The sequence below is a fragment of the Bacillus tequilensis genome (assembly GCF_012225885.1).
GTDB classification, from domain to species: domain Bacteria; phylum Bacillota; class Bacilli; order Bacillales; family Bacillaceae; genus Bacillus; species Bacillus tequilensis.
On the sequence record NZ_CP048852.1, the window covers coordinates 263,964 to 284,860 of the forward strand.

Here is a 20,897-nt window from a genome sequence, read left to right on the forward strand (position 1 = left end):
AAAGTTGACGTATATCGTACAAACAAACGGACTAACCAAAACGTATCAGGGTAAAGAAGTCGTCTCCAATGTCAGCATGCATATTAAAAAAGGCGAGATCTATGGTTTTCTCGGCCCGAACGGCGCGGGTAAAACAACCATTATGAAAATGCTGACGAGCCTTGTCAAACCGACAAGCGGTGAAATCAGCATCCTAGGGAATAAGCTCACCCATACATCATACGAGATGCTGGGGAGCATCGGCAGCATGATTGAATATCCGATATTTTATGAAAACCTGACAGCGGCAGAAAATTTAGATCTGCATTGTGAATACATGGGGTACCATAATAAAAAAGCCATTCAAGAAGTGCTGGATATGGTGAACTTAAAGCAAATCGACAAGAAGCCTGTCAAAACATTTTCACTCGGTATGAAGCAGCGCCTTGGGATTGCGCGTGCCATCCTCACGAAGCCTGACCTGCTTATTTTAGATGAACCGGTGAATGGGCTTGATCCTCTAGGCATTAAAAAGATCAGGCAGCTGTTTCAGGTGCTGAGCAAAGAGTACGGCATGACGCTGTTGATCTCAAGCCATTTGCTGGGTGAAATCGAACAAATTGCGGACACGATTGGGGTTATTCGAGACGGCAGTCTGCTTGAAGAGGTCTCAATGGAGGATGTCAGAGGCCAGAACACTGAATACATCGAGCTCGTCACGCCAAATCAGACAAGAGCCTGCTTTGTGCTGGAGAAAGAGCTGCAATTAACCAATTTTAAAATCTTAAACGAGAAAACAATCCGTATTTACGAAACGGAAGCTTCTCAAGCTACCATATCTAAAGCGCTCATTTTAAATGATGTAGACATTGAATCAATGAACAAAAAGTATACGTCGCTGGAGGATTATTTTATCAACTTGATCAACGGCAATAGCATCGGTGTGAAAAGGGGTGAGACACATTGATGAATTTGATCAGAATCGAATTAAGAAAAATGAAGATGGGCTGGTATGTCAGAGGTGTCCTCATTGCCAACGTGATCATTATGGGCTTTATGTGGCTGATCAGCTATTCCGAGAAAGTCGATGGCGGGGTTTCGTTCCAAAGCATGGATGAAGCGTTTCTCATCATCGGAACCTTCGTCAGAGCGGTATTTATCGTATTTGGCGCTGTGCTGCTCGTAAAATTGGTGATTTCGGAATATAAAAACAAAACCATTCTTGTGATGTTCACGTACCCGATCAGCCGTAAAAAACTGCTCACTGCTAAACTCATGATTGCGGCCGGACTGACGTTTATCACGATTTTACTATCAAATATACTTATAGTAACGGGTTTCTTTTGGCTGAACTCGATCTACCAGTTCATACAGGGGGAGCTGACATCCGAAATCATTTCTCAGCAGGCGGTGAAAATGGCGGTTTTCGCTTTTGGCGCCGCTGGCACGAGTTTAGTGCCCATCTTTTTTGGGATGCGTAGACACTCGGTTCCGGCAACCATCATTTCGTCTGTTGTGATTGTGATGCTCATCAGCTCAACAAGTCCGGGCTTCTCAATTTCATCTGTTGTGTATATCCCCTTATCTTTAGCAGCCGTCGGTTTCATTTTTTCCTACATGGCGATCATGAATGCAGACAAACAGGATGCTTGAATGCGGCGTCTACAAAGGCCGATGCTGCCAGCATCGGCCTTTTCATTATGAGTCTGTTCTTGTTTCAAGATAATGCTTCTTGCCAATCTCTTTGCTCATCATATAAAAATGGAAGCAATATTCACCGATGGCCATGGCGATCGCGCCAAATAAAGCCGCCAAAGCAACTTCACCGCCAGTCATTCCCATAGAAAGCGGCATGCCCATCAGCCAAATAACGAGAAAGGCCAAACCGAAATCAGCTAACGTCGCAATCATATTATTCCATCTCGGCAATACATAAAGATCGCCCAGCAAATAAGAAATAACCCCTAACACAATCGTCATTAAGAGCGTATCACCAAACGTGAAACCAAAGCCCAGACCAAGCACTAGATATAATACAATAATCGTCATAATACCTTTAATCGCGAGCGCTTTCACATGTGTCATTCCAAAGTACCTCCTTCTGTGATTCGATTTGTTATGTATGATTCCTCAAATTCAGAAAGTTAAACCTTATACTGCGTTTTTACCTCAAGTAAAGGGAGTGAGCCGTTTATACGAAAGGGAAAATGTTCACAATCCTGCTGATGTTTATGCCTGTCGGAGGCGGCTGCCAACCTGCTGAAAAATTGGCATCACCTGCTCCATCTGGTTCTGCAAAAAACAAAGCTTATGATATTCATGACGGTTTCATTGAAGCGGAGCGTATATTCGGAACCGAGGCTGCGGCTGCCTCGTCAGCTGAAATTGTTGAGTCCCAGCTCGCGCCAGACGCTGCCTTGACGGCCAACCGCCTATTTTTCTTTGCCATCATAGACGAACAAACAGCAAGTCTTTTGTTTTTGGGCTTTGCTGCAAATCCGAATGAATAAATTTAAAAACTTCTCCTGTCCCTCCGTCATCACTTTTGAAGTAATGAAATATGATGAAAAGAGATCAAGGGGAGGTGACGTGATGGCGGTCGTAAGAGCAACGAGTGCGGATGTCGATTTAATGGCAAGGCTGCTCAGAGCGGAAGCGGAAGGCGAAGGAAAGCAGGGGATGCTGCTTGTCGGCAACGTGGGAGTGAATCGGCTGCGGGCGAATTGCTCAGATTTTAAAGGCCTCCGCACCATCAGGCAGATGATTTATCAGCCGCACGCGTTTGAGGCAGTGACTCATGGATATTTTTATCAAAGGGCCCGTGATACTGAGCGATCCCTTGCACGCCGGTCGATTAATGGCGAAAGGCGCTGGCCTGCAAAATTTAGTTTATGGTATTTCAAGCCGGAGGGAAACTGTCCAGCCCAGTGGTATAACCAGCCTTTGGTGGCCAGATTTAAGTCGCATTGCTTCTATCAGCCGACGGCAGAAACATGTGAAAATGTTTATAACACATTTTAGAGGCAGGACGCCGTTCAAATTGAACGGTGTTTTTCTTTGAAAACAGACACATAGGTAATTGAAAGAGAGAGCTGACGGAGATGAAAAATTGGCAACAATCGACCTGCAAGAGAAAAGCGTAAAGATCGTACTTGAGAAAAAGCAATTAACGAAGGTGACGGCTCGTGTCGGACTGGTGCTTGACATTACGGGTTCAATGAGAACGCTCTACAAAAACGGCACGGTCTAAAACGTGGTGGAGCGGATTTTGGCAGTGGCTGATTAATTTGATGATAACGGCTCGCTGGATGTATGGGTGTATGATAACGAATTCTCCCGATGAAAGCCAGTTTCTGAAAAGGATTTTTCAGGCTATGTCGATCGTGAAATTTTAAATAATGACAGCTTGCATAAATTCGGCAGAAATGATGAGCCGCCGGTCATGAAAGACGTGCTGCGCAAATATGTTACGGAGGAAGCGAGTTCATATCCGGCATTCACCGTATTTATCAATGATGGGGGCTGTAAGAAATCGATCAAACCGATCATTGAAGCCTCCTCTGATAAACCGGTGTTCTGGCAGTTTGTCGGCATCGGAAACGGAAACTTCGATTTTCTCAATCAACTGGATACGTTAGAAGGGCGCGTTGTTGATAACACGAACTCCCTGCAGATCGAAGAGATTGACCGCATTTGATGATGAGCTTTATCATGCTCTTCTTACTGAATTTCCATTTTGGCTCAAAAAAAGCGAGGGAAAAAGGAATTGTAAGAGAACAAGAGCCCCCTGCTGAAAAGCCGATTGTTTTCGAAATAATGGATACGGCACTGAGTCATTCTGCGAAATGGCTCGGTGTTTTTGTTTTTTTAAGATCATGTGAAGAAAAATAGTCCGAATGGGCGGCTTGCAAACGACAGGATATGCCGAAAACGCGCCATTCAGCCAGTTTTCGGCATCTTTCAGCGACAAGTTTGTGAGTGAAGACCTGTTTCTGATGTTCAGTGCTTACAATCGCTTCACACTTCTTTATAATCATTTAACAATGATTTCCTATAATGGAGACGATCAATGAAAAGAGAGGGGATCTTGAATGGCACACGACAGTCGTTTTGATGAATGGGTACAGAAATTGAAAGAGGAAAGTTTTCAAAACAATACGTTTGACCGCCGCAAATTTATTCAAGGAGCGGGGAAGATTGCTGGACTTTCTCTTGGATTGACCATTGCTCAGTCAGTTGGTGCATTTGAAGTAAATGCCGCGCCTAAGTTTTCAAGCTATCCGTTTACATTGGGGGTCGCGTCAGGTGATCCGCTTTCTGACAGTGTCGTGCTGTGGACGCGCCTGGCGCCAGATCCGCTGAACGGCGGGGGAATGCCGAATCAGGCGGTGCCTGTCAAATGGGAGGTCGCAACGGATGAGCATTTCCGCAAAATTGTGAGAAAGGGCACTGAAATGGCCAAGCCAAGTCTCGCCCACTCCATTCACGTCGAAGCAGACGGACTTGAGCCGAACAAAGTGTACTATTACCGTTTCAAAACCGGACATGAACTAAGCCCTGTCGGAAAAACGAAAACGCTGCCAGCCCCTGGCGCCAATGTGCCGCAAATGACCTTTGCATTCGCTTCCTGCCAGCAATATGAACACGGGTATTATACGGCTTACAAGCATATGGCGAAGGAAAAGCTTGATCTTGTCTTCCATCTCGGTGATTACATATATGAATACGGCCCAAATGAATATGTGTCAAAAACAGGCAATGTCCGCACCCATAGCAGTGCGGAAATCTATACGCTGCAGGACTATCGGAACCGCCACGCCCAATACCGTTCCGACGCGAATCTGAAAGCTGCACATGCAGCGTTCCCTTGGGTTGTGACGTGGGATGATCATGAAGTCGAAAACAACTATGCCAATAAAATACCGGAAAAGGGACAATCGGTTGAAGCATTCGTGCTCCGCCGCGCGGCTGCGTATCAGGCATACTATGAACATATGCCGCTTCGCATCTCTTCTTTGCCGAATGGTCCGGATATGCAGCTGTACCGGCACTTTACGTACGGAAATCTGGCGTCCTTCAATGTTCTTGATACCCGCCAGTACAGGGATGACCAAGCCAATAACGATGGCAATAAGCCGCCTTCTGATGAATGGCGCAATCCGAATCGGACCCTGTTAGGAAAAGAACAGGAGCAGTGGCTCTTCAACAATTTGAGCAGCTCGACAGCCCATTGGAATGTGCTGGCGCAGCAGATTTTCTTTGCGAAGTGGAATTTCGGGACAAGCGCAAGCCCGATCTACAGTATGGATTCGTGGGATGGCTACCCGGCTCAGCGCGAACGAGTTATCAATTTCATTAATAGTAAAAATCTGAATAACGTTGTCGTGCTGACAGGAGATGTGCACGCAAACTGGGCGTCGAATCTGCATGTCGACTTTGAGAAGACAAGCTCAAAAATTTTCGGAGCTGAATTTGTGGGAACCTCGATCACATCCGGAGGAAACGGCGCGGATAAGCGGGCGGATACAGACCAAATTTTAAAGGAAAATCCGCATATCAAATTCTTTAACGATTATCGCGGATATGTCCGCTGTACAGTGACGCCTCACCAGTGGAAAGCTGATTATCGGGTGATGCCGTTTGTGACAGAGCCGGGCGCAGCCATTTCAACACGGGCTTCATTTGTTTACCAGAAAGAACAAACCGGCTTGAGAAAGGTGTCATCTACAACGATCCAAGGCGGAGTGAAGCAATCTAACGAGGTCGAAGAGGATCGTTTTTTTGCGCACAACAAAGCCCACGAAAAACAAATGATTAAGAAACGGGCAAAAATCACGAATTAAGGAGTGAAAAAACATGTTTTCAAACATTGGAATACCTGGCTTGATTCTGATCTTTGTCATCGCTCTGATTATTTTTGGCCCTTCAAAGCTGCCGGAAATCGGGCGTGCCGCCGGACGGACACTGCTGGAATTTAAAAGCGCCACAAAATCACTTGTGTCTGGTGATGAAAAAGAAGAAAAATCAGCTGAGCTGACAGCGGTAAAGCAGGACAAAAATGCGGGCTGAGTGCTGATGAGGCAGACACCTAGTCTGCCTCTTTTTTATGAAAGGGAGGGCCTTTTTGAATGGATAAAAAAGAAACCCATCTGATTGGGCATCTTGAAGAGCTTCGCCGCCGGATTATCATCACCCTCGCGGCATTTCTTCTATTTCTGATCACGGCTTTTTTGTTTGTGCAGGACATTTATGACTGGCTGATCAGGGATTTGGATGGAAAGCTGGCGGTGCTTGGGCCGAGTGAAATCCTCTGGGTGTATATGATGCTTTCCGGCATTTGTGCCATTGCGGCTTCCATCCCTGTTGCCGCGTACCAGCTGTGGCGATTCGTTGCGCCGGCGCTCACGAAAACGGAGCGCAAGGTGACGCTCATGTACATACCGGGATTATTTGCATTGTTTTTGGCGGGCATTTCTTTCGGGTACTTTGTCTTGTTTCCGATCGTGCTCAGCTTTTTGACTCATTTGTCTTCCGGCCACTTCGAAACGATGTTTACGGCTGACCGCTATTTCAGGTTTATGGTGAATTTGAGCCTGCCGTTCGGTTTTCTGTTTGAAATGCCTTTGGTGGTGATGTTTTTAACAAGGCTGGGCATTTTAAATCCTTACAGGCTGGCCAAAGCGAGAAAGCTGTCTTATTTTATGCTGATCGTCGTGTCCATATTGATTACACCGCCTGATTTTATTTCTGATTTTCTCGTGATGATTCCGCTTCTTGTCCTGTTTGAAGTGAGTGTCACCCTATCGGCGTTTGTCTACAAAAAGAGGCTGACAGACGAAACGGCGGCTGCTTAGTGCAGCGTACCGCCCGGTGATTTCACATCCTCATCATATTGTGCGGCCGTAACAGCGGCGATCCTCAATGCCCGGACAATCGTGTCTAAGCTGAGGCTCGGCGCTGTTTTGTCTATAGTCTGCTCCGGGATGAAAGGGATATGAATAAACCCGCCGCGGATGTGCGGGGATGTCCGGCTGATATGATCCATTAATCCGTAGAACAAATAGTTGCATACAAATGTGCCGGCAGTATAGGAAACGGCGGCTGGAATGCCGTTTTCCTTCATTTTTTCAGTCATTCGTTTCACGGGAAGTCCCGTCCAGTAAGCGGCGGGTCCTCCTGGAGAAATCTCTTCATCGATCGGCTGCTGTCCTTCATTGTCGGGGATGCGTGCGTCTGCAAGGTTGATCGCCACCCGTTCCGGCGTGATCTGCATCCGCCCTCCGGCTTGGCCGACACAAATCACGATATCCGGCTGATGTGTTTGAATGGCTTGCCTTAATGTGTCCAGAGCGGTTCTAAAGACAGTCGGAATTTGTTCTGCCGCGACGATTCCTTCGTTTGTCTCAAAGCCATTCAGCCGTTTTGCTGCTTCCCACGATGGATTGACGGTTTCTTTATCAAAAGGGTCAAAGCCTGTGATCAGCACTTTTTTTCGCATCTTCCCATCTCCTTTTTTCTTTTATTCTATTGTTTATTTTTGGATTTTTCATCAAAATAATGAAAAGGGGTGAATCACAATGGAGCATTTGCCGCAGCGGTATCGCCAGCTGTTCCCAACCGTGCAGACACATACGATGCTTGCCAGCTGTTCTCAAAGCGCGCTGGCAGAGCCTGTATCGAGAGCGATCAAAGATTATCACGACAGCCTGCTGCATATGGGGACGAACTGGAATGAAGCGATCGAAAAAACAGAGAGTGCCAGAATCGAGTTTGCAAAGCTGATAGGGGCGGAACCGGATGAAATTGCGATTGTGCCATCAGTTTCTGACGCGCTGGTTTCTGCAGTATCCTCCTTGTCTGCTTTCAGAAAGAAGCATGTTGTGTATACGGAGATGGATTTTCCGGCAGTGTCTCATGTATGGCAGGCACAATCCGATTATAACGTATCTGTGATTCCGTCAATAGACGGAGGCCTGCCGCCCGAGCAATATGAAACGCATATAACGGATGAAACAGTGCTGACGTGTGTTCCGCACGTTCATTACCGTGACGGTTTTGTTCAGGATATAAAAGCGGTCGCTGAGATTTCTAAGAGAAAGGATTCTTTGTTGTTTGTGGATGCCTATCAATCTGCGGGGCATATTCCCATTGATGTGAAGGAGTGGGGCGTTGATATGCTGGCGGCGGGCACCCGAAAGTATTTGCTCGGCATACCGGGTGCGGCGTTTCTTTATGTGAGAAAGGAGCTGGCGGACGCACTGAAGCCGAAAGCATCAGCCTGGTTTGGACGGGAGAACGGATTGCCTGCGGAATATGCGAAAGGCGCGCGGCGTTTTCAAACGGGCACCCCAGCTTTTATCAGCGTGTATGCAGCTGCGGCGGCTTTATCGCTGCTGAATCATATCGGGGTTTCTCATATCCGGGATCATGTGAAAACGATCTGTGCCGATGCATGTCAATACGCTTCTGAAAAAGGCCTTCAGCCGGCGGCGGCACAAGCGGGATGTCAGCCGGGCATGGTTGCGATCCGGGATGAACGGGCATCGGAAACAGCGATGCTGCTGAGAAAGAAAAAAGTGATTTGCGCGCCGCGGGACGCTGTCATCCGTCTGGCTCCTCACTTTTATAACACGAGTGAAGAATTGCATCATGCCATTGATGAAATCGCAGCGGTTTTAGCCGCGCGCTGATTGCGGATCACACATGTACACATACAAAAGCCCCTGACCTTGTGATCAGGGGCTTTTCATATTAATGATCGACCTTAACCCGCTTCAAAAAGAAAGCGCCAATTAAACCGATAATCGCAACAATCATTGCGAACACAAACGCGTGCTGCACGCCCGCTGTCAAGGCATGCGGGATGACTGCCGGATCAGCGGGGTTTTTGACTTTGCTCATATAATCATGCTGTCCTGCAGCCATAATGCTGACCGCAACCGCTGTTCCGATAGCGCCCGCCATTTGCTGCAGCGTGTTCATGATGGCGGTGCCGTCTGGATAAAACTCGCGCGGAAGCTGGTTTAAACCGTTTGTCTGCGCAGGCATCATAATCATAGAGATCCCGATCATCAAGCAGGTATGCAGGATGATAATCAGCACAGCCGTTGAAGCAGTCGTGACGTTTGAAAAGAGCCAAAGGACAACAGTGACAATCACAAATCCCGGAATGACAAGCCATTTCGGTCCGTATTTGTCGAACAGACGGCCTGTAACAGGGGACATAAATCCGTTTAAAATACCGCCCGGCAAGAGAATGAGGCCAGAAGCAAATGCCGTCAGGACTAAGCCGCCTTGCAGATACATCGGCAGCAGCAGCATAGATGACAGGATGACCATCATGCAAATGAACACCATGAGCACACCCAAAATAAACATCGGGTATTTGAACGCACGGAGGTTCATCATCGGCTGCTTCATTGTCAGCTGACGGATTGAAAACAGGATAAGACCGACAACGCCGACAATTAGTGAGATGATCACAGTCGGGCTGGACCATCCTCCGGAGCCTTCACCCGCGTTGCTGAATCCGAAGACAATGCCGCCGAAGCCAATCGTAGACAGGATGATAGACAACACATCGATTTTTGGCTTTGTCGTTTCAGATACATTCTGCATATATGCAATACCAAAAACAAGCGCCAGCACAAGGAACGGAAGAGAAATCCAGAAAATCCAGTGCCAGTTAAGATGCTCCAGAACCAATCCGGAGAACGTCGGGCCGATGGCGGGCGCGAACATAATGACAAGCCCGATCGTACCCATCGCCGCGCCCCGTTTATGAGGCGGGAAAATCACCAGGATCGTGTTAAACATCAGCGGGAGTAAAAGACCGGTTCCGAGTGCCTGAACGACCCTCGCCGCCAATAAAAACGGGAAGCTTGGCGCAAGCGCCGCGATCAGCGTCCCTATTATTGAAAAGATAAGTGACACGGTAAAAAGCTGTCTTGTTGTAAACCACTGCAATAGCAGTCCCGATACAGGAACGAGGATACCGAGTACAAGCAGGTAGCCAGTCGTTAACCATTGAACGGTTGCTGCTGTTATGTTTAATTCCTTCATCAGATCGGTTAACGCGATGTTCAGCGCTGTTTCACTGAACATGCCGATAAAACCGGCCAACAGCAAGGAAATCATAATCGGCATCACTTTGTATGGCTGAGATGCTTTAGCTGCTGTTTCCAAAATACATTTCCCCTCTCAATCAACTGAATGTAATATACGCGTCTTATTTTTATCTCTTCAGCAGGTCAGGAATGCAGCTGGAGATATAAAGGAGCGGTGTGCTGTTTTTTGCCGTCAACGATAGAAGAATACCGCCTTCGATCATTGCGTTAATCACAGTGCTGGCTTCCTTGGCATGCTCTTCACTGCAGCCCGCCTGCACAATCTTTTCCTCATAAACAGAGGCCCACTCTTTGTAGGCTTCATGGCAGGCCTCCCGCAGCGGTTCGCTTTTCAATGACGTCTCGGCCGCAAGCAACCCGACAGGCAAGCCTTCAATGTCTTCCGTACAAGAAAATTGGCAGGAGAGCTCCTTCAAAAAGGCTTGAATGCCTTCCGCCGGATCTGCATAGCCTTCCATGCAGTCCGCGATTTTCTGGCGGATATATTCCTTCATCTCATTCACCGCTTCTATCGCCAGCTGTTCTTTGCCGCCCGGAAAGTGATAGTAAAGAGAGCCTTTAGGCGCGCCGCTTTCCTTTATAATCTGGTTCAGCCCCGTGCCATAATATCCCTGCAGCTGAAATAGCCGGGTAGCTGCCGAAAGGATTTTCTCACGGGAATCTCCATAACTCATAACATTCCCACCTTACTGAATTGCAATCAAAAATATAGTGACTGGTCTATTATCATGATTTGCTTATTCATTGTCAAGAGAAATTCAGTGAATAAAAAGACAAAAAAAGAAGGATATTACAAAAAAGCTTAAAGAAAAATTAATATATATTTTGACAGAATAGGAAAAATATTTGATAATCAAACATTATAAGGATGTTAGGAGAGAAATAGATGAAAAAACAACGATGGATCATATTCACTCTTTTTATCGCACTATTATTTACGTTTACTGGATGTTCACAATCTCCTGAAACAAAAGAATCTCCGAAAGAAAAACCGCAAACACAAAAAGTTTCTTCGGCTTCTGCCTCTGGAAAAAAGGACTTGCCAAACATTAAAATTTTAGCGACAGGAGGCACGATTGCAGGCGCCGATAAATCAAAAACTTCAACCACTGAATATAAAGCAGGTGTCGTTGGCATTGAATCACTGATTGAGGCAGTTCCGGAAATGAAGGACATTGCGAACGTCAGCGGCGAGCAGGTTGTCAACGTAGGGAGCACAAATATTGATAATAAAATCTTGCTGAAGCTGGCAAAACGCATCAACAAATTGCTCGCTTCAGATGATGTAGACGGGGTCGTCGTGACCCACGGAACTGATACATTGGAAGAAACAGCTTACTTTTTGAACCTCACTGTGAAAAGCGATAAACCGGTTGTTGTTGTCGGTTCGATGAGACCTTCCACAGCCATCAGCGCTGACGGGCCTTCTAACCTGTACAATGCGGTTAAAGTAGCAGGCACACCTGAGGCTAAAGGAAAAGGGGCACTCGTCGTTCTTAACGACCGAATTGCTTCAGCACGTTATGTCTCAAAAACAAACACAACCACAACGGATACATTTAAATCAGAGGAAATGGGCTATATCGGAACGATTGCTGATGATATTTATTTTAATAATGTAATGACCCGCAAGCATACGAAGGACACGGATTTCTCTGTTTCTGATCTTGATCAGCTGCCCCAAGTAGACATTGTCTATGGATACCAAAATGAAGGAAGCTATTTGTTTGATGCTGCTGTGAAAGCCGGAGCAAAAGGGATTGTCTACGCTGGTACAGGAAACGGATCTTTATCTGATGCATCCGAAAAAGGAGCGGTCAGCGCCGTCAAAAAAGGCGTCACTGTTGTGCGTTCATCCCGTACGGGAAATGGAGTCGTGACACCAAACCAAGAGTATGCGAAAAAAGACCTGCTGGCATCGAATTCTTTAAACCCGCAAAAAGCACGGATATTGCTGATGCTGGCGCTCACTAAAACAAACGATTCGCAAAAAATCCAAGAGTATTTCAATGAGTATTAAAGTAAAGAAGGCGAATAAGCCTTCTTTTTTTTCGGCATTTTCAAAAAATATCCTCCAAATCTTAAAATTTCTTTAAAATAAGTAAAAAATACCCTTTACTTAATTAATTTGGTAACGTAATATATTTGAAGAATTTGTTACAAAAAAAGGAGGATATTATGAAATTTGTAAAAAGTAAGGTCATTACACTTGTAACAATTTTGATGCTGTCTGCTACATCGCTTTTTGCGCTGCAGCCGTCAGCAAAAGCCGCTGAACACAATCCAGTGGTTATGGTTCACGGTATTGGAGGAGCATCATACAATTTTGCGGGAATTAAAAGCTATCTCGTATCTCAGGGCTGGTCGCGGGACAAGCTGTATGCAGTTGATTTTTGGGACAAGACAGGCACGAATTTTAATAATGGCCCGGTATTATCACGATTTGTGAAAAAGGTTTTAGATGAAACGGGTGCGAAAAAAGTGGATATTGTCGCTCACAGCATGGGGGGCGCAAACACACTTTACTACATAAAAAATCTGGACGGCGGAAACAAAATTGAAAACGTCGTGACGCTTGGCGGCGCGAACCGTTTGACGACAGGCAAGGCGCTTCCGGGAACTGATCCAAATCAAAAGATTTTATACACATCCATTTACAGCAGTGCCGATATGATTGTCATGAATTATATATCAAGATTAGACGGTGCTAGAAACGTTCAAATTCATGGTGTTGGACACATCGGCCTTCTGTACAGCAGCCAAGTCAACAGCCTGATTAAAGAAGGGCTGAATGGCGGGGGCCAAAATACAAACCAATGAGATAAATAACCTTGAAGAGTCCTATTCTTCAAGGTTATTTTGCTTTTAGCACAATAGTTTTCGCCGCCATATCATGAACGGCTTGTTTTTTCTTCGTAAATGCGGCTGTCAAATAGATCAGGCGGGAGAACACATGCACCCACGCTATTATGTAGCGGACAATCGCCTGTAAGAAAGAAATGTTCTCGTGTGTTTCGTCTCTTACGATTTGCAGTCCGATGATTTTTTTGCCGAGCGTGCCCTTCCACTTTGTCAGCGGCATCAGCAACGGGTACACAAGCAGCATCAGTATGGCGACAATAATGACGCCTGCAGAGCCGTCGCCAAACGTAAATCCGGCCGCCAAAATGACTGCTGCGGCAATGACCGCATCCAGTATAAGAGCGCAGGCGCGCAGCATAAAACCAGCTAGTTCCAACATAAACACTCCTTAAAATATGAGATAAATACCTAATGATTGTAAAAAAGAAGGGCCTAAAGAGGGAATAGGTTATAAGTCTTAAATCACAAAAGATGATAAAAATGTCATAGGTGAATTGGCATGTTTAGCCAGCTGGTCATATTACCAATTCTTTTTTAGCCTGAAAACAAGCCCTCAGAAGTTATTTTTGTTAAAATAGAAAAGTTACAACAGAATTCGGAGGGTTTATTGTGGGAAAAGTGAAACGAAATGCCCCTTGCCCATGCGGCAGCGGCAAGAAATATAAAAAATGCTGCGGAAGCAAAGTTGTCGACTTCCCGACTGAACTAGCGGCAAAAGAAGCAAAACAAATTCAGGAAGACCTAGTGGAGTATGCCTTCACAGTACATAGAGAAAGCATTTCAGGCTTTATCAACCAGCATGATTTTCTTTCAGCTATGGACAGACAGACGAAAGACATCAGCGTATTTAATTTGGGAATCTGGGGTATCTTCTTCCACCCGCTTGCTGGTGAAAAGACGATTTTCGAAGAGTACCTTCAGAAAAAAGGCGATTCGATCACTCGTCCGAAAACGCGCGAGATCGTTGAATCATGGAAGAGCATGACGCCTGCTTTATTGCTGCTGCAAGACTTGAAAGAAGGTGTCATTCACTTTGAGGATGTCATTACGAATAAACAATTCGAAGTGGAAATGGACGCCAGCAATCAAGACCTTCCGCCAGTGGGAAGCCTGATTCTCGGATATCCAATCCACGAAGCGGAAAAAGCGGAGTTCTTCATGCAATTCACGATCTTCCCGGTGAAGAGAACAGAAGCACTGATCAGCAAAGTGAAGAAATATGCGGATGCCGCTGTGAAGAACGGCAAAACGCCGGAGGACTTCATGAAGCAAGAATTCAACAACGTTCTGTTCGCGCTGTTAGCCGAGAAAGACGAAGAGCCGCAAGCAGAGGCAGCGGAAGAAAGCAGTGTTGAGTGGGCAAATGACATGGAGAAAGAAACAGCCGCGGCTATTGAAGAAGGTTTGAGCGGAGATGAGTATCCGACTGAATTGATTCCGGCCGTCATTGACATCTGGAAAACATTCTGCGAGAAAAAATCACCTGTCATTAGAAAACCGGAAGCTTTTGCGGCGGCAGTTGAGTATTATGTAAATGCGATTTCTCTTAACGGTGCGTCTGTTTCTCAAGCCAAACTGGCGAAAAAATACGGCGTCAGCGCATCAACGATTTCCAGCCGCTACAAAGAAATTGAAAGCACGCTTCAAGATGAAGCGGACCGTTTTGCACAAGCATTATCATCGTAATGAAAAAAACCTTGAAAAGCCGGGCTTTTCAAGGTTTTTTATTTTTGGAACGGAATTTTAATTTCCAGCCGGAAGACGGGGTGGCGATAGGTGAAATCCAGCCTGCCGCTAGCGCTCTTCACCAGTTTTTGAATGATATACGTGCCCATTCCTTCATGGGGGCCGCTTTTCGTTGAAAGGCCAAACGATTGATACAGTGTATCGAGCACTTTTGCGTCCATTCCGGGCGTGCTGTTTTCACAAATCAGCACATAAAGTCCGCTGCGCAACGAAGTTTCCAGCTTAATCTCCGCTTTTTCTCGTGTCCCCGCCGCGCTGTCGAGCGCGTTTTCCAAGATGTTGCCGACCAAGCTGACCTGATCAGCGGGTGAAAACGGAAGTGCAGAAAGCGGTGTATGCATATGCAGTGAAACATTCACATCCGAGGCGTGCGCTTTTTCAAGAAAATCATAAAGCACCCCTGCAACGTATGCATTCTCGCCCTTTAAAAAACGGTCATATTGACTGTACTGATCCGTCCAGTTTTGGATATATGCTTGTGTATCTTCCTTGGACTGCGCTGAACGGATCGCTGTTATATGCTTCATTGTGTCGTGATTCCGGCTTCTGACGTCCATCAGCATGCGATTGGCATGCTGTTCAGCTTGAGCGAGCTTATCAATTTGATCAGAAAACCGAGCCAGTGAGGCAGCCTGTCCGATACGGAGCCCTTCACACGCTGCGAATATCACGATGACAAACAATGCCGGCATTGTGTCTGTGCCGATCAGCACCACCGCCGCTGACATCACTTGAATCACGGCGATCCACGCACAAAGCTGGAAGGAACTGCGGCCCCACACCCGCTTCGTTTTCCATAGGTAAAATCCTGCAGCAGCCGCGCTTAGAGCAGCTGCGAGCAAAGAGCAAGCCGTACTATGCGAAAGAGCGGCCGCCCCCTGATAAAATATGAAACTAAATAAAAACAAATAAAGACATTGAAAAAAAGCAATCACGTTCTGAACTCCTCAAAAATAGTAGTTTTGAAAATAATCAAGCTGCTGCTTGGTGATCATCGCTTTTTTAGCCGTTCCCTCAAAGGAAACCGTAAACGAATGCTTAGTATAAGCGGAAAAGTGCTTTATGTAATGAATGTTGATAATAAAGGAACGGTGCGAACGGAGAAAATCCTTCTCCGGCAGGTCGCCTTTAATATCATTTAATGTTTGATACGTCTGCACCTCTTCAGCAGTTGTCACGATCGTCGTCGAACGTCCCGTCCGTTCTGCGAAAATGATATCCTTCTTTTGCAGGACGTGCATTTCAGATTTTTGTTTGATCAATATCCGCCCATTTAAACTCGTTTCCGTTTTCTTTTTCAAATAACGGTCGAATGAAGCATTCAGCCGGTCGGCGTGGTACGGTTTCATAATATAATCATGAACGTTGAGGTCAAAGGCGTGAACGGCATATCCGCCATTACCTGTCACGAAAATCACATCCACATCAAGCGAGTGGGACCTGATCAAATCGGCAAGCTCGTAGCCAGACATATGAGGCATCTCAATATCTGCAAGCAGCAGATCAATGTCTCCGCTCTTCACCCGGCTGTAGGCTTCCTCCGCTGAATCGGTGGAAAAGACAATTTCGACATTCTGCATTCTGGATACAATCGCTTCCAGTTTCTCTAAATCTACTCGATAGTCATCGACAAGTCCGACTTTTACCATTATCATTCCCCTAGTTACATAGAATCATCTTTATTCTATCCCATTTCGCGACATAAAAAGAACTCTTCGCGACAACTTTATCCAACAAATCCAGCATTTCGTATATAGTCATTACTAGACATAACGAAAAGGGAGATTGTGACATGATTACACTGACCGATTGCAGCCGCAGGTTTCATGATAAGAAAAAAGTAGTCAAAGCGGTGCGAGATGTAAGCTTAACCATTGAAAAAGGAGAGGTTGTCGGTATTCTCGGAGAAAACGGTGCCGGCAAAACGACGATGCTGAGAATGATTGCTTCCTTGCTTGAACCGTCTCAGGGTGCAATCACGGTAGCCGGGTTTGACACGGTCAAGCAGCCGTCCGAGGTCAAAAAAAGAATCGGCGTCTTATTCGGGGGAGAAACCGGGCTTTACGACAGGATGACTGCTAAAGAAAACCTGCAATATTTTGGCAGACTGTACGGACTGAATCGCCACGAGATCAAAGCGAGAATAGAAGATTTATCGAAACGGTTCGGCATGCGCGATTATATGAACCGGAGAGTGGGCGGGTTTTCGAAAGGCATGAGGCAGAAAGTCGCAATTGCCAGAGCGCTGATTCACGACCCGGACATCATTTTATTTGATGAACCGACTACCGGGCTTGATATTACATCCAGCAACATCTTCCGCGAATTCATCCAGCAGCTGAAAAGAGAACAAAAAACGATTCTATTTTCCAGCCACATTATGGAGGAAGTGCAAGCGCTCTGTGACAGTGTCATCATGATTCACAGCGGAGAGGTGATTTACCGGGGAGCGCTTGAATCATTATACGAGAGCGAGCGCAGCGAGGATTTGAATTACATCTTTATGTCTAAGCTTGTCAGGGGGATTTCTTAAATGCTGAGCCATATTTATAAAAAAGAAATGATCGACGCTTTGCGCGACAGAAAAACACTTTTACTCACAATATTAGTGCCGATGATTACAATGCTAGGACTTGTCTTTTTTTATGAAAGCATGCTGTCGGACAAAGGGGAGCAGTACACATTGGCTGTCGGCCATTCGCTGCCGCCCGCGCTGGAAAGCAAGCTTAATGCGATTGACGAGATCAGCGTAAAAACATTTGCGAAGCCTAAAGAAGCGGTCGATGACGGAAAAGCAGATGCCTATCTGAACATCCCGAAAGAGTTCGAGTCATATGTCAACAGCATGACGCCTTTTACGGTTGATGTTTACGGCAGTTCAGTCGATCAGGGGTCGTCAAATGCCATGCAGCTTGTACAGTCTGCCTTAGATCAGTACAAAAATGAAATTGTGCAGGAACGTTTAACAAATCAACACATCGATCAATCGGTCATCCAGCCATTTACGATTCAGCAAAAGGAAGCGGATGAGGAAAAAGGGGTTTCCGCTATTATGCTTTCCGCCATTCTGCCCATGCTGATTCTGACATCCATTGTTTCCGGCGCAATGCCGATCGCTCTTGATATCATGGCCGGTGAAAAGGATCGGAAATCAATTGAGGCGCTGCTGTTAACGCCAGTCAGCAGAAACAAAGTGCTGGTCGGTAAGTGGCTTGCGGTTTCTACTTTTGGAGTTGCTTCGGGTGTATTGGCTTTGGTGTTTTTGATTTTGGCCACCGTGTTATTTACCGAAAATTTAAAAACGGCCTTCCAGCTGGGAGATCATATGTGGAGTGTAATCGGCGCTTCCGCCTTAATTATCGTGCTTTCTGCATTGCTGATCGCTGCGATGGAGCTTTTCATCAGCATTATTTCCAGCTCGGTAAAGGAAGCACAAAGCTATATGTCTCTCGTCGTCTTTTTGCCTACGCTCCCGATGTTTTTCATCCTGAGCAAAGGACCGAATCAATTTGATTTATCGTACTTTCTCATCCCGTTTCTGAATCTGCACGCGTTATTTAAACAGCTTTTATTCGGAATGGTTGAGCCGGCGGCTATTTTGTACACATCAGGAACTATCGCCGTGCTCATCGTCATTTTCTTTTTACTGGCCAGAGCCTGCTTCCTGAAAGACAAATGGGTTCTGCCAAAATAAACTTGCAAAAGGAGAAATACACTTTCTCCTTTTTGTATATCCTGAAAAAAGAAGGAAAATAGAAAAAGGATATCTAATACAGAAAGTGACCCTGCGCTATTTTTCATCAAAATTGGTTTCAAAGGAGAAGGAACAATGGATCAAACACGTACACTTGGCGAGACGAAGCTGCAGGTGAAGCGGATCGGATTCGGCGCAAACGCGGTCGGAGGGCATAATCTATTTCCGAATCTGAATGATGAAACAGGGAAAGATTTGGTGCGCACGGCATTGGATGGCGGCGTGAATTTTATCGATACCGCCTTTATATACGGGTTGGGACGTTCTGAAGAATTAATCGGCGAAGTCGTGCAGGAACGCGGCGTGCGGAATGAGCTCATCATCGCCACCAAAGGGGCCCATAAAGAAGTGAACGGCAGCATTGAATTAGACAACAGCCGGGATTTTCTCCGCAGCGAGGTGGAAAAGAGCCTGAAGCGGCTGAAAACAGATTACATTGACTTGTATTATGTTCATTTTCCCGATGGCAAAACGCCTCTTGCTGAAGTGGCAGGCACGCTGAAGGAGCTGAAGGATGAAGGGAAAATCAAAGCCATCGGCGCTTCGAACCTCAACTATCAGCAATTGCAGGAATATAATGCGGACGGCTATTTAGAGGTTTTTCAGGGAGAATACTCGCTGATTCAGCGTGATGCTGAGAAAGAGCTGCTTCCATACTGTGAAAAACACGGCATTTCCTTTATTCCTTATTTTCCGCTCGCGTCCGGGCTGCTGACGGGAAAATTCACGAAAGACACGGTCTTTGAAGACTCCAGAAAGGACAAGCCGCAATTTCAGGGAGAAACATTTATTCACAATCTCAAAAAAGTAGACAAGCTGAAAGCCGCAGCGGAGGAAAAACAAGCGGAGACGGCACATGTCGCCTTGGCGTGGCTGTTAACGAGACCGGCGATAGACGCCATCATTCCAGGCGCCAAACGTCCTGAACAGCTGAAAGATAATCTCAAGACCTTGGACATTGAACTGACCGAAGATGAGGCGAATTTTATCAGCGGGATTTTTAAATAAAAAAGGAAATAGCTGAAGGCTATTTCCTTTTGGTGTTTTATTCTTTGATGAATGCTTCGACTAATTCTGCTGCTCTGTAATCGTCCATATCAAGCTGCCATTGGTCGATGTCATTTTTCTTCATTTTCACTTCAACCGTTTTTTCTGATGAAGCAGGTCCGAGCTTTTTGAATTCCTCAGGATAGACTTGAAGCGCGTATTTCACAGCCTCTTCATAGCTGGCGTTAGAATTTTTACTGTAGTAGTCTTTCACTTTGTCTTCGATGCGGTCAGAAAGTGAAGACGCATCTACAGGTTTAATTGTGGCTTCAACAATGGCTTCGTCTTTTGAGAGTGAAGTTGTTTTCGCCTGAATGGATGAGTTTTTGCTTAATCCTTCTTTAATGCCGTTTACGATATTATCAAGTGCTTTGCTGTCCGCATATGTGCTTGAAAGGCCAGAAGCTGATAGGTAGCCGTCTTTGGCTGACTTGTTAAAATCATTTACAATTTCATTTTTATTGGCGCCGGTGATTTTTTCGAAATCAGCGTTGTTTTTACCAAAAAGAAGGACATCAATATAAGCCGATAACGCTTTTGCGGAATCTTGGAGCTTATCTGCCGTCGCCAGGATTTTTTTGTCTTTACCGTCAATTTTAAAAGTCATTGATTTTGGCTTTTTGTCACCGTAAGATTTCGGCGTGTAGTTAAGTTCGTACTTCTCGCCTTTATCTACAACGAAGTACAAGTTTCCTTCAACGGATTTGTCAGCGTTGATCGTGCTGCCTTGAAGCTTTTCGTTATAGTCTTCAGGGTCTGTGTCGGACATTTTGGTATCACCTTGGTATAAAGTAAAATCCATGCCGTCTACACTCAGCGGATCTTTTCCTGTGTTTTTCACAGCGACATTGACTTTTAACACAAGCTGGTTATCCGAAGTTGACTTATCATATTTAGACGGAAGCGCATAAGAGACATCCTTGATTTTAACTTGAGCGATATCTGAGCTTTTTTCTGTTTCTGATTCGTTCTTCTCCGCGCTTGTTTTGCTGCCGGAACAAGCAGCTGTAAACATCATCAGCAGAAGAATTAGGAAAACAGCGTACGTTTTTTTCTGAAACATTCATTTTCCTCCTAAAATGGTTTTGGGAAAGGGAGTCTTTTGTCTTTGAGAAAATGGATCTTTTTGAATGGTTAGCATTTTATAACCAAAAAATCGGTTCTTTTCTCACGATTTGCACCGGGCTTTCTGGAAACTCCGCCCTCCTTAGTCATGAATGGACCTGTAAAAAGTAACAACGGAATTAATTTTAAGATTATTAGCATTTATATTGAATAGGTTTATTAACCTATTTTTGGTGAAAAATGTTCTGGTAAAACTGGCAAACTCAGAAATTTGTGTATTTCAGACTATTACTTTTTGATTAGTTGAAGAGGACATA

23 protein-coding genes and 2 pseudogenes are annotated in these 20,897 nt (G+C 45.6%); 16 read left to right on the plus strand and 9 right to left on the minus strand.

Annotated features, from left to right (window positions below):
- Positions 1 to 4 precede the first annotated feature (4 nt).
- Both G4P54_RS01480 and G4P54_RS01485 read left to right on the plus strand, forming a co-directional pair.
- Complete coding sequence (locus G4P54_RS01480) at positions 5 to 946, plus strand: ABC transporter ATP-binding protein (RefSeq protein WP_167871558.1); 942 nt, start codon at positions 5 to 7, stop codon at positions 944 to 946.
- Entirely contained in the window at positions 946 to 1,632 is a 687-nt protein-coding gene (locus G4P54_RS01485; protein WP_167871559.1) for an ABC transporter permease, read from the plus strand. Before G4P54_RS01480 ends, G4P54_RS01485 begins: the two co-directional genes overlap by 1 nt.
- A 45-nt stretch (positions 1,633 to 1,677) precedes the next feature.
- Here G4P54_RS01485 and G4P54_RS01495 read toward each other — a convergent pair whose 3' ends face one another.
- Positions 1,678 to 2,064, minus strand: coding sequence for a YndM family protein (locus G4P54_RS01495; RefSeq protein WP_014112528.1), 387 nt, complete (start codon positions 2,062 to 2,064; stop codon positions 1,678 to 1,680).
- Between the two features lie 122 nt (positions 2,065 to 2,186).
- On the opposite strand from G4P54_RS01495, the gene G4P54_RS01500 reads away from it, so the two are divergent.
- The 7 genes and pseudogenes from G4P54_RS01500 to tatC all read left to right on the plus strand — a co-directional run bounded on the left by G4P54_RS01500 (position 2,187) and on the right by tatC (position 6,833).
- On the plus strand, positions 2,187 to 2,489 hold the full coding sequence (locus G4P54_RS01500) for a serpin family protein (RefSeq protein ID WP_167871561.1): 303 nt from the start codon (positions 2,187 to 2,189) through the stop codon (positions 2,487 to 2,489).
- An 82-nt stretch (positions 2,490 to 2,571) separates the two neighbouring features.
- Positions 2,572 to 3,000 (plus strand): cell wall hydrolase CwlJ, encoded by a 429-nt coding sequence (gene cwlJ / locus G4P54_RS01505; RefSeq protein ID WP_024715566.1) that lies wholly within the window; start codon positions 2,572 to 2,574, stop codon positions 2,998 to 3,000.
- Positions 3,001 to 3,088: 88 nt separating this feature from the next.
- Positions 3,089 to 3,870: pseudogene (locus G4P54_RS01510) on the plus strand (vWA domain-containing protein).
- A 5-nt stretch (positions 3,871 to 3,875) separates the two neighbouring features.
- A complete protein-coding gene (locus tag G4P54_RS01515) occupies positions 3,876 to 4,052 on the plus strand; it encodes a hypothetical protein (RefSeq protein ID WP_167871562.1) in 177 nt (58 codons plus the stop codon).
- A gap of 18 nt (positions 4,053 to 4,070) precedes the next feature.
- The gene (gene phoD / locus G4P54_RS01520; RefSeq protein ID WP_167871563.1) at positions 4,071 to 5,822 is read left to right on the plus strand and encodes an alkaline phosphatase PhoD; all 1,752 of its coding nucleotides are present in this window, start codon (positions 4,071 to 4,073) and stop codon (positions 5,820 to 5,822) included.
- Positions 5,823 to 5,835: 13 nt separating this feature from the next.
- Positions 5,836 to 6,048 (plus strand): sec-independent protein translocase protein TatAD, encoded by a 213-nt coding sequence (tatAD, locus tag G4P54_RS01525; protein ID WP_003223835.1) that lies wholly within the window; start codon positions 5,836 to 5,838, stop codon positions 6,046 to 6,048.
- Between the two features lie 59 nt (positions 6,049 to 6,107).
- Positions 6,108 to 6,833, plus strand: a complete 726-nt coding sequence (gene tatC / locus G4P54_RS01530; protein WP_167871564.1) for a twin-arginine translocase subunit TatC — start codon at positions 6,108 to 6,110, stop codon at positions 6,831 to 6,833.
- On the opposite strand, the gene pcp is transcribed toward tatC, so the two are convergent.
- On the minus strand, positions 6,830 to 7,477 hold the full coding sequence (pcp, locus tag G4P54_RS01535) for a pyroglutamyl-peptidase I (RefSeq protein WP_024715563.1): 648 nt from the start codon (positions 7,475 to 7,477) through the stop codon (positions 6,830 to 6,832). The genes tatC and pcp overlap by 4 nt on opposite strands.
- A gap of 79 nt (positions 7,478 to 7,556) precedes the next feature.
- On the opposite strand from pcp, the gene G4P54_RS01540 reads away from it, so the two are divergent.
- Entirely contained in the window at positions 7,557 to 8,669 is a 1,113-nt protein-coding gene (locus G4P54_RS01540; RefSeq protein ID WP_167871565.1) for an aminotransferase class V-fold PLP-dependent enzyme, read from the plus strand.
- Positions 8,670 to 8,730: 61 nt separating this feature from the next.
- On the opposite strand, the gene lmr(B) is transcribed toward G4P54_RS01540, so the two are convergent.
- Together lmr(B) and lmrA are read right to left on the minus strand one after the other, a co-directional pair.
- Positions 8,731 to 10,167, minus strand: coding sequence for a lincomycin efflux MFS transporter Lmr(B) (lmr(B), locus tag G4P54_RS01545; protein WP_277348619.1), 1,437 nt, complete (start codon positions 10,165 to 10,167; stop codon positions 8,731 to 8,733).
- A gap of 46 nt (positions 10,168 to 10,213) precedes the next feature.
- Positions 10,214 to 10,780, minus strand: a complete 567-nt coding sequence (gene lmrA / locus G4P54_RS01550) for a transcriptional regulator LmrA (RefSeq protein ID WP_167871567.1) — start codon at positions 10,778 to 10,780, stop codon at positions 10,214 to 10,216.
- Between the two features lie 212 nt (positions 10,781 to 10,992).
- Here lmrA and G4P54_RS01555 point away from each other — a divergent pair, with 212 nt between their 5' ends.
- A complete protein-coding gene (locus G4P54_RS01555) occupies positions 10,993 to 12,126 on the plus strand; it encodes a type II asparaginase (protein ID WP_167871568.1) in 1,134 nt (377 codons plus the stop codon).
- Between the two features lie 158 nt (positions 12,127 to 12,284).
- Positions 12,285 to 12,926 carry a lipase EstA gene (gene estA, locus G4P54_RS01560; RefSeq protein ID WP_167871569.1) on the plus strand — a complete coding sequence of 214 codons (642 nt, stop codon included), beginning with the start codon at positions 12,285 to 12,287 and terminating at the stop codon, positions 12,924 to 12,926.
- A gap of 34 nt (positions 12,927 to 12,960) precedes the next feature.
- Here estA and G4P54_RS01565 read toward each other — a convergent pair whose 3' ends face one another.
- Complete coding sequence (locus G4P54_RS01565; protein ID WP_167873796.1) at positions 12,961 to 13,344, minus strand: RDD family protein; 384 nt, start codon at positions 13,342 to 13,344, stop codon at positions 12,961 to 12,963.
- A gap of 233 nt (positions 13,345 to 13,577) precedes the next feature.
- Here G4P54_RS01565 and G4P54_RS01570 point away from each other — a divergent pair, with 233 nt between their 5' ends.
- On the plus strand, positions 13,578 to 14,654 hold the full coding sequence (locus G4P54_RS01570) for a helix-turn-helix domain-containing protein (protein ID WP_167871570.1): 1,077 nt from the start codon (positions 13,578 to 13,580) through the stop codon (positions 14,652 to 14,654).
- Between the two features lie 38 nt (positions 14,655 to 14,692).
- On the opposite strand, the gene natK is transcribed toward G4P54_RS01570, so the two are convergent.
- Together natK and natR are read right to left on the minus strand one after the other, a co-directional pair.
- The gene (natK, locus tag G4P54_RS01575; RefSeq protein WP_167871571.1) at positions 14,693 to 15,649 is read right to left on the minus strand and encodes a two-component system sensor histidine kinase NatK; all 957 of its coding nucleotides are present in this window, start codon (positions 15,647 to 15,649) and stop codon (positions 14,693 to 14,695) included.
- A 12-nt stretch (positions 15,650 to 15,661) separates the two neighbouring features.
- Positions 15,662 to 16,363, minus strand: a complete 702-nt coding sequence (gene natR, locus G4P54_RS01580; protein WP_024715554.1) for a two-component system response regulator NatR — start codon at positions 16,361 to 16,363, stop codon at positions 15,662 to 15,664.
- Between the two features lie 143 nt (positions 16,364 to 16,506).
- Here natR and natA point away from each other — a divergent pair, with 143 nt between their 5' ends.
- The 3 genes from natA to G4P54_RS01595 all read left to right on the plus strand — a co-directional run bounded on the left by natA (position 16,507) and on the right by G4P54_RS01595 (position 19,476).
- Positions 16,507 to 17,247: a sodium ABC transporter ATP-binding protein NatA gene (natA, locus tag G4P54_RS01585; RefSeq protein WP_167871572.1), complete on the plus strand. Its 741-nt coding sequence runs from the start codon at positions 16,507 to 16,509 to the stop codon at positions 17,245 to 17,247.
- A complete protein-coding gene (locus G4P54_RS01590) occupies positions 17,248 to 18,408 on the plus strand; it encodes an ABC transporter permease (protein ID WP_167871573.1) in 1,161 nt (386 codons plus the stop codon).
- A 135-nt stretch (positions 18,409 to 18,543) separates the two neighbouring features.
- A complete protein-coding gene (locus G4P54_RS01595; protein ID WP_024715551.1) occupies positions 18,544 to 19,476 on the plus strand; it encodes an aldo/keto reductase in 933 nt (310 codons plus the stop codon).
- A gap of 37 nt (positions 19,477 to 19,513) precedes the next feature.
- On the opposite strand, the gene G4P54_RS01600 is transcribed toward G4P54_RS01595, so the two are convergent.
- Both G4P54_RS01600 and G4P54_RS01605 read right to left on the minus strand, forming a co-directional pair.
- Positions 19,514 to 20,578 (minus strand): DUF4352 domain-containing protein, encoded by a 1,065-nt coding sequence (locus G4P54_RS01600; RefSeq protein WP_167871574.1) that lies wholly within the window; start codon positions 20,576 to 20,578, stop codon positions 19,514 to 19,516.
- Positions 20,579 to 20,730: pseudogene (locus G4P54_RS01605) on the minus strand (hypothetical protein).
- Positions 20,731 to 20,897 lie beyond the last annotated feature (167 nt).